Genomic DNA, 16,741 nt, shown 5'->3' on the forward strand with positions numbered 1-16,741 from the left:
GAAATGAAAAAGACATTTATATACAGCGCATTATTGTTTTGTGGCGTTTTAACCGCACAGACAAGCGTAAAGGGAATCGTATTTGAAGATTTAAATCAAAACGGTAAAAAAGAGAAAAAAGAAAAAGGGATTGCAAATGTTGCCGTAACCAATGGACGTGAAGTAGTTTTAACTGATAAAAAAGGAAACTACGAACTGTCACTGCAAAGCGATGCAATAATTGCTGTAATCAAACCTTCGGGGTACAAGATTCAGGTTAATAAAGATAATCTGCCTCAGTTTTTCTATAATCATAAACCAGCGGGTTCTCCTAAAGGGAAATTTGATGGAGTTGCTCCAACAGGAAAATTACCGGAATCTGTAAATTTCGGATTGCTTCCGCAGAAAGAAACCAATGATTTTACGGCGCTTGTTTTTGGCGATCCGCAACCTTATACTTTAGAAGAAGTTGATTTTTTTACAAGAGGAATTGTTGCCGAAGTCGAAGGTATTAAAAATATTCCGTTTGGATTAAGTATGGGAGATTTGGTTGGAAATGACCTTAGTTTATTCAATCCGTATATTCAGGCAGTAAAGAAAGTTGGAATTCCGTGGTACAATCTTTTAGGAAATCATGATTTAAATTTTGACGCCAAAGAAGATAAATTGGCAGATGAAACTTACGAAGCTCATTTTGGTCCAGCCAATTATGCCTTCAATTACGGCAAAGTACATTTTATTGTTTTGGATGATGTTTTGTATCCAGATCCTAGAGATCATGAAGGATATTGGGGAGGATTTACAGAAGAGCAAATGCAGTTTATAGCAAATGACCTTAAAACGGTTCCAAAAGACAATTTGATTGTTCTGGCTTTCCATATTCCCATAAGCGAACCTGATAGTAAAGACGATTCTTTCAGAGATGAAGACCGTCAAAAATTATTTGAATTGTTGAAAGACTTCCCGAATACACTTTCCCTTTCGGCACATACGCATTTACAAAGACAAGATTTTTTCGAAAAGAAAGACGGCTGGTTACAGGAAACGCCGCATCATCATTATAATATCGGAACCACATCGGGTGACTGGTATTCTGGAAAACTGGATGAGACGGGAATTCCAATTTCGGTTATGAGAGATGGAACTCCAAAAGGGTATGCTTTTATTCATTTTAATGGAAATAAATATACCGTTGATTATAAAGTAGCTGGAAAACCAGAGAACTATCAAATGAAAGTTTTCGCTCCAAAAGTCGTAGCAAAAGGAAAACGTACCAAATCTGGTGTATTTGCCAATTTTTTTATGGGAAGTAAAAAAGATAAAGTGGTGTATCGCGTAGATCAAGGAGAATGGAAAGAAATGGAATATGTAGAAGTACAAGATCCGTCGTACGTTGAATTGGTTTATGAATGGGAATTGTCTGAGGTGTTAATGCCGGGAAAACGTTCTTCTGATCCTGAAAAAAGCACTCATGTTTGGAGAGGAAACATTCCTTCTGATCTTGCTATTGGAGAACATGCGATTGAAATCAAAGCAACAGATATGTTTGGTAAAACGCACACTGCAAATGCCACTTACAGAATAGATAAAGTGAAATAGGATGCTAAAATTCAAAAAGATAATTTGTGTTTTAATTGCGGTAGCAGCAATATATTCCTGCGGAAGCCAAAAGACAGTTACAGCAAAAAGAACGATAGAAGTACAGGGACATCGCGGTGACCGTGGCAATTTTCCAGAGAATTCTATTCCTGCTTTTATTAGTGCTGTTAAGAAAGGTGCAGACGTTGTCGAATTGGATGTTGTGATTTCTAAAGATCAGAAAGTAGTCGTTTCTCATGAGGTATTTATGTCTTCGCAATATATGCTTGACAGCGAAGGAAAACCAATTATAAAAGAAAAAGAAAAGAGCTATAACCTTTATGAAATGACGTATGACAGCATCAGAAAGTTTGACAGCGGTTCGAGAGGAAATACTGCTTTTCCGATGCAGCAAAAACAAAAAACATACAAGCCTTTATTGTCAGAAGTGATTGATAGTGTTGAAGAATATATTGCTAAAAACAATTTGAAACCAGTTCGATACAATATCGAAATCAAATCTGAAAAATCAGATTATGGTAAAAGACAGCCAGAACCAGGAGCTTTTACTGATTTGGTAATGAAAATCATTAAGGACAAAGGAATTGAGCGAAAGATCAATATTCAGTCTTTTGATCCAGCTGTATTAAATGTAATGCATAAAAGATATCCTAAAACAAAAATCGCCTATCTAGTTGGTGAAGGCAGTGTGTCAAAAAATCTTTTACTGCTTGATTTTAAGCCAGAAATTTACAGTCCGCATTATAAATTACTCAACCAAAAAGCAGTCGATTCACTTCGATTACTGAAGATGAAAATCATTCCGTGGACTGTTAATGATGATAAAGCAATTGACAATATGATACAGCTTCAGGTAGACGCAATAATTACGGATTATCCTGAAAAAGTATTGCAAAAACTGACTTTGTAAAACAATATTTTTTTTGAATAATTAATTTAATAAAGGAAATTTAAGGATGAACGGAATAAGTTCCAGAGAACACCGGATTATCACAGCGGCTTTCAATAAGTTTGAAGCGATGTCTGCTGTATTTTCTTATGTGTTAGAAGAATCACAAGAATCAGAAATCCGAGAAGGGATGGAATCACTGGAAAAGTTATATGAGAAATACAATAAGCTTTACGGCGAACTCGAAAGATGTATTAAGGAATATGAAGGAAAGAAAAAAAGAGTACGAACGGCGATAAACAAAGGGAACCGAAAACTACTTTCTGAAGTGCAAAAAAATCCGCCTTTATTAAATTTTTAATTTTATTTATTCAACTAAATTATAGTTATAAAACCTCCAGGTTAAATCTTGGAGGTTTTTGTGCTTCTCTACTTTTTTTGATTTCTTAAACCATACTTAACTTTTGCCAAAAATGATGTCAGAAATAGGTTAGGTATTAGTGCACGATGTTAGCAATAGATTATTTTTTAGTTAATTGCTTGTTTTTGTGATGAAGTAGAGAAAAATTAATGACTTAAATTTACGAAGTTAGTATTGTTAATTCAGTTTTAACCATCAAAATATAAAACGTGCATAACCATCTTATTCCTTCAGAAATCTCTTGGCTTTCTTTCAACAACTGTATTTTGGATGAAGCCGAAGACTTAAATAATGCAGTATATGACCGAATCAAATTTTTGGCGATTCATTCCTCAAATCTAGATGAATTTTTCAGAGTCAAAATCAATAAACTGCACAAAAAGAAGACTAAGAAAAACAGTGATCTTTTAGAGGATGTTTTAAAAGAAGTAAATCGACAGCAAAATAGATTTGGAAAAATATGGAGTTATTCCATCCTAACTGAATTGGCTTTAAACGATATTATTTATTATGAATATCAGGAATTATTGCCTGTGCATTTAATGGAGATTGAATATTATTTTAAAAGCATTATTCTTTCGTATATACAAGTGGTTTACGTTACAATAAATCAGCCCAAAACTTATTTTTTAAACAACAGAAGTTTGTATTTTCTGGTAAAATTAAAAGACAGTAAAGGCAATTATAATTTTGCTTATTTAAATATTCCTTCAGATAAACTCGAACGTTTTAAGCAGTTGCAAAGCGTGGAAAACAGACAGTATATTATTTCAATCGATACCATAATTAGAAATTGTTTATCATTGATATTTCCAGCTGATAAAATCATTTCCTGTAATGCCATCAAATTAAACCGAGATGAAAATTATCTGATTGAAGACGAAACTTCAGGCGATTTAATAGCAAAAATTGAAGCAAAAGTCGAAGAACGCAAACGAGGTTCTGCTACAAGATTTTTATACGATTCCAATATGGATGCAGATTCCTTTTCAATCTGTAAAAAAGCCTTTAAACTTTACAAAAGTGAAATGATTAAAGGCGGAAGCCATCATAATTTTTTCGATTTATTTAAGTTTCCAAATCCTGTAAAACCAAAGCTTCAGGGAAAATTTTATCCAAATCTTCAACATCTGCCTTTTGAAAATAAGGCATCAATTTTTGATGTCATAAAGAAGCACAATCAGTTACTTCATTTTCCGTATCAATCGTATTATTATGTGCTTCAGTTTTTTAATCAAGCAGCAATTAATAAAAATGTTACGGAGATTAAAATTACGCTATATCGAATTTCTTCTCAATCTTTAATAGCAAATGCTTTAATCAGCGCAGCTAAGAATGGAAAAAAAGTAACTGTTTTTGTTGAGGTAAAAGCACGTTTTGATGAACACAATAATTTATTCTGGTCTAAAGAAATGAAAAATGCCGGAATTAAAATCATTCAAAGTCTTCCCAATTTAAAAGTGCACGCCAAAGCGGCCATGATTACGATGAAAGATAAATTCGGCAATAAAAAGAATTATGGTTATTTGTCAACAGGAAATTTTAATGAAAGCACAGCAAATATCTATTCAGATTTTGGTTTTTTTACTGCTGAAACTGCCTATACTAATGATTTAAAAAAGATTTTTACCTTTTTAAAAACCAAGAAAAAAAGTACTGAACCAAAACATATTTTAGCCGCAGGTTTTAATATGAAAGAAAAATTGCTGGAACTGATAGATACGGAAATAAAGAACAAAAAAATGGGACAGCCGGCTTCTGTATTTTTAAAAGTAAATGGACTAGATGAAAAAGATATTATTGATAAACTGATTGAAGCGGATAAGGCTGGAGTTGAAGTTACATTAATAGTACGTGGAATATGCACGCTTTTGCCTGGAATTAGAAAAGTGTCAGAGCATATAAAAATCTACCGTATTGTAGATATGTTTTTAGAACATTCCAGAATCTATAAGTTTGGAAATAACGGTCAGGAAAAAATTTATTTATCTTCTGCGGATATGTTAAGTCGAAATTTAAATAGAAGAATAGAAGTGGCATTTCCTTTACATGATGAAAAACATATTCAGGAAATAAATAAGTTAATTCAGCTTCAATTAGAAGATAATACGAAAAGAAGAACAATAAATAGCGAAGGATTAAATGAATTGGAAATTGAAGATCATATAATACCAAGACGAGCACAGACAGAAACCTACAATTGGATTGCTGATGCCAATAGAATCTCTTAAATTAATTTAGAAAAGTCTAAATGATTTATTTTGAATTATTTAGTTGTGATACATTTGCATCAAAATTATCTTTGAGAATTTAAAAAAAATTACATTCGTAACTTCATATAAAAATGTTTATCACCTCATTTTTTTATAATTAAAAAAAGCGGGTGTTTTTTGCTTTGCGTTTATTCTAAAATAAGAGGTTGCTCCAAATTTAAAAGGATCAACCTTCATATCTTTATTAAAACCACCCTTTACAGAGTTTTTTTATTAAACAATGGCATAAAACTGATTTTAAACTTAATTTTCGTATGATAAAAATTGGTTGCAAATTATAATCTGCAACATCAATAAAAGATTTTGTAATACCCTTGTTTGTAAATTAGTGGGTATCTCAAAATCTTAAGAAATATGAAATCGTTTATTAGCCCAAAATTGCTCTTAATTTTTGCAATATTTTTTTTCAGCTGCACTCAATCCAAACAAAATGATTCGGTAACAGAAAAAACAGATTCCGGAGAATTAGACCGAACTATACTGCCAATTCCAGAACCTCCTTTTGGTGGAAAAATAGGAGAAACGTATAAAGATTCAAAAGAAGAATGGCCAAAATTGGTTACACCACCACAAGGAGCGCCAAATGTTATTATTATTCTTTTGGATGATGTTGGTTTTGGGCAAGTAAGTACTTTTGGCGGCCCAGTTCCAACTCCTGAATTAGATAAACTAGCAGCAAACGGTTTAAAATATAACCGATTTCATACTACTGCAATCTGCGGACCTTCTCGTGCGGCATTATTAACTGGAAGAAATCATCACAATGCAGGTTCAGGTTTCTTAGCCGAATGGGCAACTGGATTTCCAAGTTACAATTGTATGATTCCTAAAACTACTGCAACATCGGGTAGAATATTAAAAGGAAACGGATACAGTACCAGCTGGTTTGGAAAAAATCACAACACTCCAGACTGGGAAACTTCTGTTACAGGTCCTTTTGATCGTTGGCCTACAGGTTTAGGGTTTGATTATTTTTATGGATTTAATGCGGGAGAAACACACCAATATTATCCAGTTCTTTTTGAAAATACCAAAGCTGTAGAACCAGATAAATCACCAGAACAAGGCTATCATTTTATGACCGATATGACGGATAGAGCAATTAATTGGCTGGAATACAGCAAATCGGTTGCGCCCCAAAAACCAGTTATGCTATATTTTGCTCCAGGAGCGGCGCACGCACCTCATCATGCACCAAAAGAATGGAGAGATAAATTTAAAGGACAGTTTGATAAAGGCTGGGATGTTGTTCGACAAGAAACTTACGAACGCCAATTGAAAATGGGAATTATTCCTCCGGGAACAAAATTGACTCCACGACCTGATTGGGTTACACCTTGGGACAAACTTTCGGCAGATCAGAAAAAACTGTTTGCGCGTTTGATGGAGAATTACGCTGGTTATCTTTCGTTTGCTGATCATGAAACAGGACGACTTTTAGAAGCCATCAGCAAACTTCCAGATGCTGATAATACATTGATATTTTATATAGTAGGTGATAACGGAGCAAGCTCTGAAGGTGGAATGGAAGGAACAGTCAACGAAATAAAAGCATTAAGCGGTATTTCAACTCCTTTGGCAGATAACCTAAAACATCTTGACGAAATTGGAGGCCCTAATACGGAGCCTCATTATCCTGTTGGATGGGCTTGGGCAGGAAATGCTCCTTTTCAATGGGTGAAACAAGTCGCTTCTCACTTTGGCGGAAGCCGAAACCCAATGGTAGTGAGCTGGCCAAAAGTGATAAAAGATAAAGGAGGAATGCGTAGCCAATTTGTGCATTTAATTGATGTACTTCCTACTGTTTTAGACGCTTCTCATTTGCCGGCTCCAAAAACTGTTGACGGCGTCGAGCAAAAACCTATGGACGGAGTTTCATTCTTATCGACTTTCACCGATAAAAATGCCAAACCAGTTAGAACTAGACAATATTTTGAAGTTTTCAGTAACCGAGCTATTTATGATAACGGTTGGGTAGCGGCAACACAGCACACTTTCCCTTGGAGACAGGATTATGCACCAGGAAATTGGGATAAAGACAAATGGGAATTGTATAATATCGACGATGATTACAGCGAATCGGTTGATTTGGCTAAAAAATATCCTGAAAAGTTAGAAGAACTTAAAAAGATATTTGATGAAGAAGCAAAAAAATATAATGTGTATCCACTAGATGACAGAGGAACTGGACGATTAATTTCGCCAAAACCAACTCCATCAGATCCTAAGCGTAAACATTTTACTTTTTACGCAGGAGCAGTAAGATTGGCTGAAACCGCTTCTCCAAACACCAAAAATAAATCGCACAGTATTACAGCTGAAATTGTGCTGAAATCGAAAATTGATAACGGAGTTATTGTGGCTTCTGGAGGAAGTTCGGCAGGATTTGTATTGTATGTGCAAAACGGAAAACTAGTGTATCATTATAATTATTTTGATGATGCGCGTTATGTGATTACTTCGAAAGAATCGCTTCCAATTGGAAAAAGCACGGTACGATTTGATTTTGCTTATGATGGCGGCGGAACCGGAAAAGGCGGAACTGGAAAACTGTACATTAACGATAAGTTAGTCGGTGAAGGACGAATTGATAAAACCGTTGCAGCTCGTTTTGGAATCGATACTTTCGGAATTGGTGAAGATACGGGATCTCCAGTAGCAAATTCGTACAAGCTTCCGTTTAAGTTTACGGGAATAATTGATAAAGTGGATATTGACTTGAAATAGTGTAAAAAAAATATTTCTAAAACATAGATTCAAATAATATAATCTGTATTATGGAAACTAAAAAATATGTAAAGCTGTTTTTCTTTTTTAGCATAAATGTTTTATCCGTTTTTATTGTAAATGCGCAAGATGTATTGCCTTTTCCGCCTGCTCCATCTGCTTCACAAGCTGGAGTTACAATTGAAACATCGAGTTATAAAAAAAGAACAGAGCCGAAACATCTTCCTGCAAATGCACCAAATATTTTGATAATATTAATGGATGATGCAGGGCCGGGCGCTCCTTCGACTTATGGTGGAGAAATAAATACGCCAACATTATCGAGGGTAGCCAATACAGGAATTTCATATAATCGTTTTCATTCAACAGCCATGTGTTCGCCTACACGCGCTTCTTTGCTTACAGGACGCAATCATACTCGTGTTGGCAACGGTCAAATTGCGGCAATTGCAAATGATTTTGATGGTTTTAGCGGCACAATTCCAAAGAGTTCTGCTACAATAGCCGAGATATTAAAAGATTACGGTTATAATACCGCAGCATTTGGAAAATGGCACAATACACCCGAAGAGCAAATTACTTCTAAAGGTCCATTCGATTATTGGCCAACAGGTTACGGATTCGAATATTTTTATGGTTTCCTTGCAGGAGAAGCTTCGCAGTATGAACCTACTTTAGTACGAAATACTACTTACGTAGAACATCCAAAAACTTCAGGCGGACACAATTATTATCATTTATCTGAAGATCTGGCTGACGATGCGATTTTGTGGCTGACAGAACAAAAAGCATACGCACCAGAAAAACCTTTTTTTGTCTATTGGGCACCGGGTGCTGCACATGGCCCGCATCATGTAATGAAAGAATGGGCAGACAAGTATAAAGGCAAATTTGATGATGGCTGGGACGCTTACCGCGAAAGAGTATTCAAACGTCAGAAAGAAAAAGGATGGATTCCTCAGAATACTTTGCTTACGCCAAGAGCCGAATCGATGACATCATGGGCAAATATACCAGAATCAGAAAAACCTTTTCAACGACGACTTATGGAAATTTGGGCTGGTTTTGCAGAACATGCTGATTTTAATGCAGGACGAGTTATCGACGAAATTGAAAAACTGGGAGAACTTGATAATACGATTATCATTTATATCTGGGGAGACAATGGTTCATCTGCAGAAGGTTTAAATGGTACAATCAGCGAACAATTAGCTCAAAATGCAATTCCGACTAAAATAGAACAACATATTACGGCTTTAAATGAATTAGGAGGTTTAGACGTTTTAGGCGGACCAAAAACCGATAATATGTTTAATGCGGGATGGGCTTGGGCAACAAGTACGCCATATCAGGGAACAAAATTGCAGGGTGCTTATTTTGGAGGAACGCGTCAGCCAATGGCTATTTCGTGGCCAAAAGGAATCAAACATGATAAAACCCCAAGACCGCAGTTTCATCATGTAATTGATATTGCCGCAACGATCTATGAAATTGATAAAATTCCGGTTCCAAAAGTAGTAAATGGTTTTCCGCAAGATGAGTTAGACGGAGTAAGCATGGTCTACACTTTTACTGATCCAAAAGCGCCAGGTACACGACACACGCAGTTTTTTGATATTATGGCAAGCCGAGGAATTTATCAAGACGGCTGGTTTGCAAGTGCCAGAGGCCCAAGAGAACCTTGGGTAGGAGGAATCCCGAAAGGCATTAAACAATGGTCACCACTTACTGATACTTGGCAGTTATATAATCTGGATCAGGATTGGTCGCAAGCAGTTGATCTAGCAGCTAAAGAACCCAAAAAACTGGAAGAGATGAAAGCTTTATTTTTAACCGAATCAGCAAAAAATAAGAATCTTCCAATTGGTGGAGGATTATGGTCAACAGCGCTTTATCATCCTGAAGACGCACCTTCTTCGCCATTGACAGAATGGACTTTTGATTCGCCTATAAAAGGAATGCCGGAATCTGCAGCTCCAAAATTGGGAAAAGTGAGCAGCACCGTAAGCATGGATGTGGAAGTGCCTGAAAACGCAAACGGAGTATTGTATGCGCTTGCAGGATTTTCAGGAGGCGTTACGTGTTATGTGAAAGAAGGTTATTTAAATTATGAATTTAATTTGTTTGAAGTACAGCGAACTAAAATAAAATCAAAAGATAAACTGCCAAAAGGCAAAGTAAAAATCGAAGTCGAATCAAAACTGGTCGATAAAATTGGCGGTGCTATGAATGTGACATTAAAAGTAAATGGAGCAACAGTTGGGCATGGAACAGTTCCTACGGCTATGTCGCTTCATTTTACATCAAATGCGACTTTTGATATTGGAACCGATTTAGATTCTCCTGTTTCTTTAGACTATTTTGATCAGGCGCCATTTTCATTTAATGGGAAAATTGGAAAAACAAAAATTACGTATTCAAAATAAAATATAAGTGTAGAAGTATTGAAACCTTTAGAATCTGCGTATCATGAGAGAATTTTATAATTTAATGAAAATCAATTGCAACAGCATATTTTTATTGTTTGTTTTAGTTTCAGGAAGCAATTTTAAAATCTATGCGCAGGATGTGTTGCCTTTCCCACCAGTTCCAACTGCAAGTGTTGCTAACGAAACGCTGGCTGAAAGTACTCACAAACGAAGAGAAGAGCCGAATCACTTGCCAAAAGATGCGCCAAACATCATTATTATTTTAATGGATGATTTAGGTTTTGGCACGCCTTCCACTTTTGGCGGAGGTGTCAATACACCAACTTTGACCAAAGTATTTAAAGAGGGAATTGCTTATAATGAATTTCACACTACATCAATCTGTTCGCCAAGCCGTGCTGCTTTATTGACAGGAAGAAATCATACACATGTTGGAAACGGAACTATTGCAGAAAGAGCTGTTGATTGGGATGGCTATACCGGAATTATTCCAAAAGAAGCTGCAACAGTTGCCGAAGTTCTAAAAGATTACGGTTACAGCACCTCTGCATTTGGAAAATGGCACAATACGCCTGCAAACCAAACAACCGTTGCAGGACCATTTGATTATTGGCCGGTGAATTACGGATTTCAGCATTTTTATGGATTTCTAGCTGGAGAAACTTCGCAATATGAACCACGATTAATAAACGATTTTACACCCGTTGAACCTCCAAAAGATGAAAAATACCATCTTACAACTGATTTGGCAGATCATGCTATTGAATGGATGAAGCAACATAAATCGTACGCCGCAGATAAACCGTTTTTGCTTTATTTTGCACCAGGCGCTGGTCATGCGCCACATCATATTTTTAAAGAATGGGCAGACAAATACAAAGGAAAATTTGATGATGGTTGGGACACTTATCGCGAAAAAGTGTTTAAACGTCAAAAAGAATTAGGTTGGATTCCTAAAAATGCCATGCTGACTGCAAGAGACAAAACAATGGCTTCTTGGGAAAGTATTCCGCAATCTGAAAGAGCGTTTCAAATTAGAATGATGGAAGTATTTGCTGGATATGTAGAGCACGCCGATCATGAAGTTGGACGTGTTTTGGATGCGCTTGAAGCGAATGGACAAAAAGATAACACCATCGTGTTTTTTATTTGGGGCGACAATGGTTCAAGTGCCGAAGGGCAAAATGGTTCTATAAGTGAATTATTGGCTCAGAATGGAATTTCGAGTACTATTCAACAACAATTAGATGCCTTAGACAAACTCGGCGGATTAGATGCTATTGGCGGACCTCTTTTAGAAAATAATTATAACGCTGCTTGGGCTTGGGCTGGAAATACGCCTTTTAAACATACTAAATTGGTAGCTTCCCATTTTGGAGGAACACAAAATGCAATGGTGGTTCGCTGGCCAAAAATGATCAAACCCGATAGTACACCACGAAGTCAATTTCATCATATAAATGATATTGTACCCACTATTTATGATATTTTGAATATCAAAGCGCCAAAAGTGGTAAATGGTTTTGAGCAGATGCCAATTGACGGAGTGAGTTTTAAATATACTTTTAATGATGCCAAAGCTAAAGAAGTATCTAAAGTTCAGTTTTTTGATAATAACGGAAGTCGAGGCGTTTACAAAGATGGCTGGTATGCCTGTACCTTTGGACCGCTTTATCCTTGGATTCCTGCCCAAAAGGGTTTGGCTGAATGGGATTCAAATAAAGATGTCTGGGAACTCTACAATATCAAAGAAGATTATACGCAGTATAATGATTTAGCTGCTAAAAATCCGCAGAAGCTAAAAGAACTGCAGGAAGTTTTTAATGAAGAAGCCAAAAAGAATAAAGATTATCCAATTGGTGCAGGAATTTGGCTCCGTATTCATCCAGAAGATGTTATTAAAGCGCCTTATACTTCATGGACTTTTGATGAAACCACTAAACGTATGCCCGAATTCAGCGCACCAGGTTTAGGTAAAAAAAGCAACAAAGTAGTGGCTGATGTCGAAATTAAAGAAAATGCTTCGGGAGTTTTATATGCGCTTGGAGGTTCTGGCGGAGGCGTCACTTTATTTATGGATAACGGAAAATTAGTTTACGAATATAATATGCTGATTATTGAACGTTATAATGTGGAATCATCAACAAAAATTCCCGCAGGTAAACATAAAATCGAAGTTTTAACTACTATTGCAAAACCTGGAGCGCCCGCAGATATCGTAATTAATGTTGACGGCAAAGAATACGCAAAAGGACAAGTAAAACGTACTGTTCCAGTTGCCTTTACAGCCAGCGAAACTTTTGATGTTGGTGAAGATTTAGGAGGGCCGGTTTCTATCCGTTATTATAAAAAAGCACCTTTTAAATTTGAAGGAAAAATTAATAGCGTGAAAGTAGATTTATTGTAATTGTTTAATTTATATCTGAAATTATTTTAGAACGATTCGTTTATGTTAGATACTTTTTTTGATGTGCCAACGAAGATTATATATTAATTCTTTAGTATATACTTTAAATTATAACAGATGTTTTTTTTCCTTTTCTTCAATGATCTCAATTCTCTGTAACCTCATTGCCTTTAGTCATATCTACAGTTTTTGGATGTAGACTCACCAGTTGTAAAACAATTGCAGTAACCACTACAAATAAGAGTAGTACAAAAACTTGTCTCATTCCTCCATTATCAGCTGCTTTTCCTAAAAATTCGGTGATAACAGCTCCTGCCGAAATACCTACAAAATTCATAATTCCATATCCAGTAGCCCTGTAGCGAGGTGCAACAAATTGGCAAAGAATAGGCATATTGTTTGTATCGTATATTCCAAATCCAAGTCCAAAAAGGATAGCGCCAAAAATAATAGCCTCTATATTGCAGCAATAACCAAATAAAAACAATGCTGGAATGGTAAGAAATAATCCAATAACACTGGTGTAAATTCGTCCTTTAAGATGTTTCATCACCCATTTGTCTGAAATAGCACCACCAATTAAAACACCAAAAAAAGAAGACATAGAAATGGTTATCGTTGCAATTGGTCCCGCAAGAGACATGTCTAAATGTAAAGTTTCAGTAAATAAGGTGGGTAACCAGTTTTTGGCCGCCCAGCCCGGTAAACTTGGCGCAGCAAAATAAAAGAGTAAAACCCAAAAGGAGATATTACCGAATAATATTCCCAATCCTTTAAACATTTGCTTGAATTCATGGTTAACAGATGATTTTTTTGAAGGATCAAAAAAGTAGGCTTTCTTTTCCCTTAAAAAAAAAATAAGAAGTAAACTATAAACGACACCCAGTAAACCTACAGAGTGAAAGCTGAAATGCCAGGAAAAATGCTTAGAAATAGTGGCTCCAAAACCACCTAGCGCCTGTCCTAAATAAATTCCGGTAGTATGAATCGCAATTGCAAAAGAGCGTGTTTTTTCTTGGTGGTAATCTGCTATTAAGGATAATGCAGCTGGAATATAAAAAGCTTCGCTAAAACCCATAATGCCACGCAAAATATAAATCTGATTGAAAGTTGTGGCGTAACCCATTGTCATAGTCACCCCTGACCAAATAAAAAGACTTCCTATAATTATTCTTTTTCGGTTAAACCGATCTGCTATAACTCCGGAAACAGGGCTCATAAACGCATATATCCAAAGGAAAATAGCCATCAAAAGACCAAAATTTTCAGCTTTAGCCAATTCAGGAATGTCATCCATCATTGCTGATTTCATAGTGGAGAGCATTTGTCGGTCTAAATAATTCAATAAAGCAACAAACCATAGTAAGGCAACAACAATCCATGGGTAGGATTTTTTTTCATTCAATTTTGCAATCATTCTCTTTTTTCAAAATAAAGGCCGAATATACGAATTCAAATACAACAGGAAAGAATTGTTTTTCTGAAAGTACACAATTTTGCCACAGAGATTTGGGGCGGCTTAAAAAAATATAAAAAACAGCATAAAAAAACCTGCAAATCAAAAGATTTACAGGTTTTGTGGGGAGAGCAGGATTCGAACTTAAGTCTGGAATCCCGCTTATTTGCTGCGTTATGTTTATTTTAAAACTGTTGTTGCCACGATTTTGCCATAAAAATAAAACTGTTAATTTATTTTGCTAATGTTTTGATTTTTAATGATTTGTCCTGCTGTTTTGCTACTGTAATTCTTTATGCTGTAAATATAAGTAATTTTTTATAAAATTGATTGTTTTGTCCTTTTTTTTAAATTGTATAAAATGTCTAAATAAATTCAAATAAAAAAAACTCTTAGCTTGTTGCGGCAAAATTAAAAGCAGCTCAAGATAAAGTATGATGTATTTTAGTAACTTAGTTTTCAACTGACCGGAAATCAGATAAAAATTTTTAAGTTATGGCAAAAATATATAAAAGATATGACCGCATTTTTAAAGAGAGAGCTGTTGGATTAATCGATGAAAAAAATACATTGCAAGCAGCAGCAGATGAACTTGGAATAAGATCCAGCATGCTGTGCAGATGGAGAAAAGAATATCAAAAATTCGGACAGGGAAGTTTTCCAGGTATAGGATATGACAGGTATCATCCCGATGATCATAAAGTTTTTAATTTAAAAAAGAAATTAAATGAAGCGGCCCTGAGATATGAAATTTTAAAAAAAGCATCACCATATCTTTATCAGGGAAATTTAATGATTTATGAGTTCATAAGAGAAAATGAGCGCAGTTATTCCATATTAAAAATGTGCAGCATTTTGGATGTGGGTTACGGCAGATACCACAGGTGGAAGAAAAACGGAATTTCTTTAAAACAGCAGCGGACAGCTCTTTTTAAGGAAGATCTTAAATCAATTTTTTTTCATTTTAAGGAATATTACGGACGCAATAAAATTACAAAGGAACTGCATAAACTCGGTTATGTAATATGTCAGGAAAGGGTTTCTTTTTACATGCGGGAGTTAGGGCTGCGCCGCATTAAAAAAAGAAAATTTAAGCCTACTACAGCTTCTAAGCATACTTATTACACAGCTCCAAATATCCTGGACAGAAACTTTCAGGTGCATTCCCACTCCCAGGTATGGGCATCTGATATTACCTATCTTCAGACTACAAAAGGTTTTTTATATCTCACCATTATTATTGATCTGTATGACCGAAAAATAATAGGCTGGAACCTGGGCTCAAGTCTCGCTGGCAAAAACACTACTCTGCCGGCTCTGAAGATGGCTGCAGCAAACCGGACTGCTGCGGAGGGACTTATCTTTCATTCTGACAGGGGCGTTCAGTACGCCAACAGAGCCTTTTCTAAGGAGCTGGCTTCTTATAGGTTTATAAAAAGCATGAGCCGTAAGGGATGCAGCTGTGACAATGCTGTATCGGAAAGCTTTTTCAGTTCGCTGAAAAGAGAGTTAATAGATCCGAGAAATAACTTATTTACCCGCAGAAAGATGAGACAGGAAATATATGAATTTATTGAAAACTGGTATAATACAAAGAGAATTCACACCTCTCTGAATAATAAAACGATAGAGCAGTTTAATAACGATTATTACTTAGAAACAGGGATTAGAATATGAAGCAGGACAATAAAATAAGTGCTGCAGACCTTTATGCTGCCAGTCTGGAACTAGAGATTAAAAAAGCAGAACTGAAGTTTGAAATCTTGAAAAATGCCGGCAGCTGCATTTCGAAGAAGAAAGACGTGCTTCATGATTTCATCCTGCAGAATGAAAAGCGCTACTCCATCCGGTTAATGACCGAAGTTTTAGGAGCCAGCAGGTACTGGTATCATAAATGGAAAAAAAATCCGCTTAATGAAACAAAGCGCAGAAAGATCTTGATGCATCAGGAAATAACCAGACTCTTCTTTAAATTTGAAAGACGTTACGGGAGCGAAAGAATTGCTGTGGAACTAAGGCATGCCGGGCATAAGATATCTAGTAAAACGGTTAGAAATTATATGCGGGAACTGGGACTTTCAGCGAGAGGCAAAAAAGAATTAACCGGGGTGCGGATCCGCAGCTGATACTGTATGCTGTTTTGAAGTGCCAGTGTGATGGATATAAAAAATATGTAATTTAAAATCATAAACTGTTAGGAATCGAAGCAGCATTAGGGTAAATTTGTCCTATAGTACGTAAGGTAAAAAAAGCTTTTTTAATCAGGAAAAAAAGAGGGAACTGGCGGGTTTCGTCTGAAGGTGGATGATGCTCAAGGAGGATATGAGAATCTTAAATTCCGGTGTGCTTGTTTCTTGTCTTTTTCATAAACTATAAATTTAATTCTTTTTTTCCTTATAATTATAGTTTCAAAAAAACAAGCCATGAAATAACTCAATTTCTGGCATCGGTTGAACAACAAGAAATATATAAGACAATAGGATGTTAATACAGTTTCGAACCTAAGCTTTTTAGAGCCTTATTTTGCTGAAGTTTTAACTTTTTAAAATCCAAATGTGCCA

Annotated in this window: 10 protein-coding genes; 9 read left to right on the top strand and 1 reads right to left on the bottom strand. The window is 35.8% G+C overall.

Annotated features, from left to right (window positions below; genetic code table 11):
• Nucleotides 1–3 precede the first annotated feature (3 nt).
• The 7 genes from GSY47_RS07345 to GSY47_RS07375 all read left to right on the top strand — a co-directional run bounded on the left by GSY47_RS07345 (nt 4) and on the right by GSY47_RS07375 (nt 12,724).
• Nucleotides 4–1,578: a calcineurin-like phosphoesterase C-terminal domain-containing protein gene (locus GSY47_RS07345; protein ID WP_179005181.1), complete on the top strand. Its 1,575-nt coding sequence runs from the start codon at nt 4–6 to the stop codon at nt 1,576–1,578.
• Nucleotide 1,579: 1 nt separating this feature from the next.
• Complete coding sequence (locus tag GSY47_RS07350) at nt 1,580–2,488, top strand: glycerophosphodiester phosphodiesterase family protein (RefSeq protein WP_179005182.1); 909 nt, start codon at nt 1,580–1,582, stop codon at nt 2,486–2,488.
• Between the two features lie 46 nt (nt 2,489–2,534).
• Nucleotides 2,535–2,828, top strand: coding sequence for a hypothetical protein (locus GSY47_RS07355; RefSeq protein ID WP_179005183.1), 294 nt, complete (start codon nt 2,535–2,537; stop codon nt 2,826–2,828).
• Between the two features lie 269 nt (nt 2,829–3,097).
• Nucleotides 3,098–5,119 carry a polyphosphate kinase 1 gene (gene ppk1, locus GSY47_RS07360; protein WP_179005184.1) on the top strand — a complete coding sequence of 674 codons (2,022 nt, stop codon included), beginning with the start codon at nt 3,098–3,100 and terminating at the stop codon, nt 5,117–5,119.
• A gap of 396 nt (nt 5,120–5,515) precedes the next feature.
• Nucleotides 5,516–7,888 (top strand): arylsulfatase, encoded by a 2,373-nt coding sequence (locus GSY47_RS07365; protein WP_179005185.1) that lies wholly within the window; start codon nt 5,516–5,518, stop codon nt 7,886–7,888.
• Nucleotides 7,889–7,938: 50 nt separating this feature from the next.
• Nucleotides 7,939–10,314, top strand: coding sequence for an arylsulfatase (locus tag GSY47_RS07370; protein WP_219071210.1), 2,376 nt, complete (start codon nt 7,939–7,941; stop codon nt 10,312–10,314).
• Between the two features lie 43 nt (nt 10,315–10,357).
• The gene (locus GSY47_RS07375) at nt 10,358–12,724 is read left to right on the top strand and encodes an arylsulfatase (protein WP_218651424.1); all 2,367 of its coding nucleotides are present in this window, start codon (nt 10,358–10,360) and stop codon (nt 12,722–12,724) included.
• Nucleotides 12,725–12,869: 145 nt separating this feature from the next.
• Here GSY47_RS07375 and GSY47_RS07380 read toward each other — a convergent pair whose 3' ends face one another.
• Nucleotides 12,870–14,141 carry an MFS transporter gene (locus tag GSY47_RS07380; protein ID WP_179005187.1) on the bottom strand — a complete coding sequence of 424 codons (1,272 nt, stop codon included), beginning with the start codon at nt 14,139–14,141 and terminating at the stop codon, nt 12,870–12,872.
• A 534-nt stretch (nt 14,142–14,675) separates the two neighbouring features.
• Between GSY47_RS07380 and GSY47_RS07385 the strand changes: the two genes are divergently transcribed.
• Both GSY47_RS07385 and GSY47_RS07390 read left to right on the top strand, forming a co-directional pair.
• The gene (locus GSY47_RS07385; protein WP_219071211.1) at nt 14,676–15,857 is read left to right on the top strand and encodes an IS3 family transposase; all 1,182 of its coding nucleotides are present in this window, start codon (nt 14,676–14,678) and stop codon (nt 15,855–15,857) included.
• A complete protein-coding gene (locus GSY47_RS07390) occupies nt 15,854–16,306 on the top strand; it encodes an IS3 family transposase (RefSeq protein WP_219071212.1) in 453 nt (150 codons plus the stop codon). The genes GSY47_RS07385 and GSY47_RS07390 overlap by 4 nt, the downstream gene beginning before the upstream one ends.
• Nucleotides 16,307–16,741: the final 435 nt, after the last annotated feature.

The sequence above is a fragment of the Flavobacterium quisquiliarum genome (genome assembly GCF_019308285.1).
GTDB lineage: Bacteria > Bacteroidota > Bacteroidia > Flavobacteriales > Flavobacteriaceae > Flavobacterium > Flavobacterium quisquiliarum.

What these genes read in the sequence shown, in the direction of transcription:
- GSY47_RS07365 (WP_179005185.1), top strand. Translation starts at nt 5,516, where the DNA reads ATGAAATCGTTTATTAGCCCAAAATTGCTCTTAATTTTTGCAATATTT.
- GSY47_RS07385 (WP_219071211.1), top strand. Translation starts at nt 14,676, where the DNA reads ATGGCAAAAATATATAAAAGATATGACCGCATTTTTAAAGAGAGAGCT.
- GSY47_RS07390 (WP_219071212.1), top strand. Translation starts at nt 15,854, where the DNA reads ATGAAGCAGGACAATAAAATAAGTGCTGCAGACCTTTATGCTGCCAGT.
- GSY47_RS07355 (WP_179005183.1), top strand. Translation starts at nt 2,535, where the DNA reads ATGAACGGAATAAGTTCCAGAGAACACCGGATTATCACAGCGGCTTTC.
- GSY47_RS07380 (WP_179005187.1), bottom strand. Translation starts at nt 14,141, where the DNA reads ATGATTGCAAAATTGAATGAAAAAAAATCCTACCCATGGATTGTTGTT.
- GSY47_RS07370 (WP_219071210.1), top strand. Translation starts at nt 7,939, where the DNA reads ATGGAAACTAAAAAATATGTAAAGCTGTTTTTCTTTTTTAGCATAAAT.
- GSY47_RS07375 (WP_218651424.1), top strand. Translation starts at nt 10,358, where the DNA reads ATGAGAGAATTTTATAATTTAATGAAAATCAATTGCAACAGCATATTT.
- GSY47_RS07345 (WP_179005181.1), top strand. Translation starts at nt 4, where the DNA reads ATGAAAAAGACATTTATATACAGCGCATTATTGTTTTGTGGCGTTTTA.
- GSY47_RS07350 (WP_179005182.1), top strand. Translation starts at nt 1,580, where the DNA reads ATGCTAAAATTCAAAAAGATAATTTGTGTTTTAATTGCGGTAGCAGCA.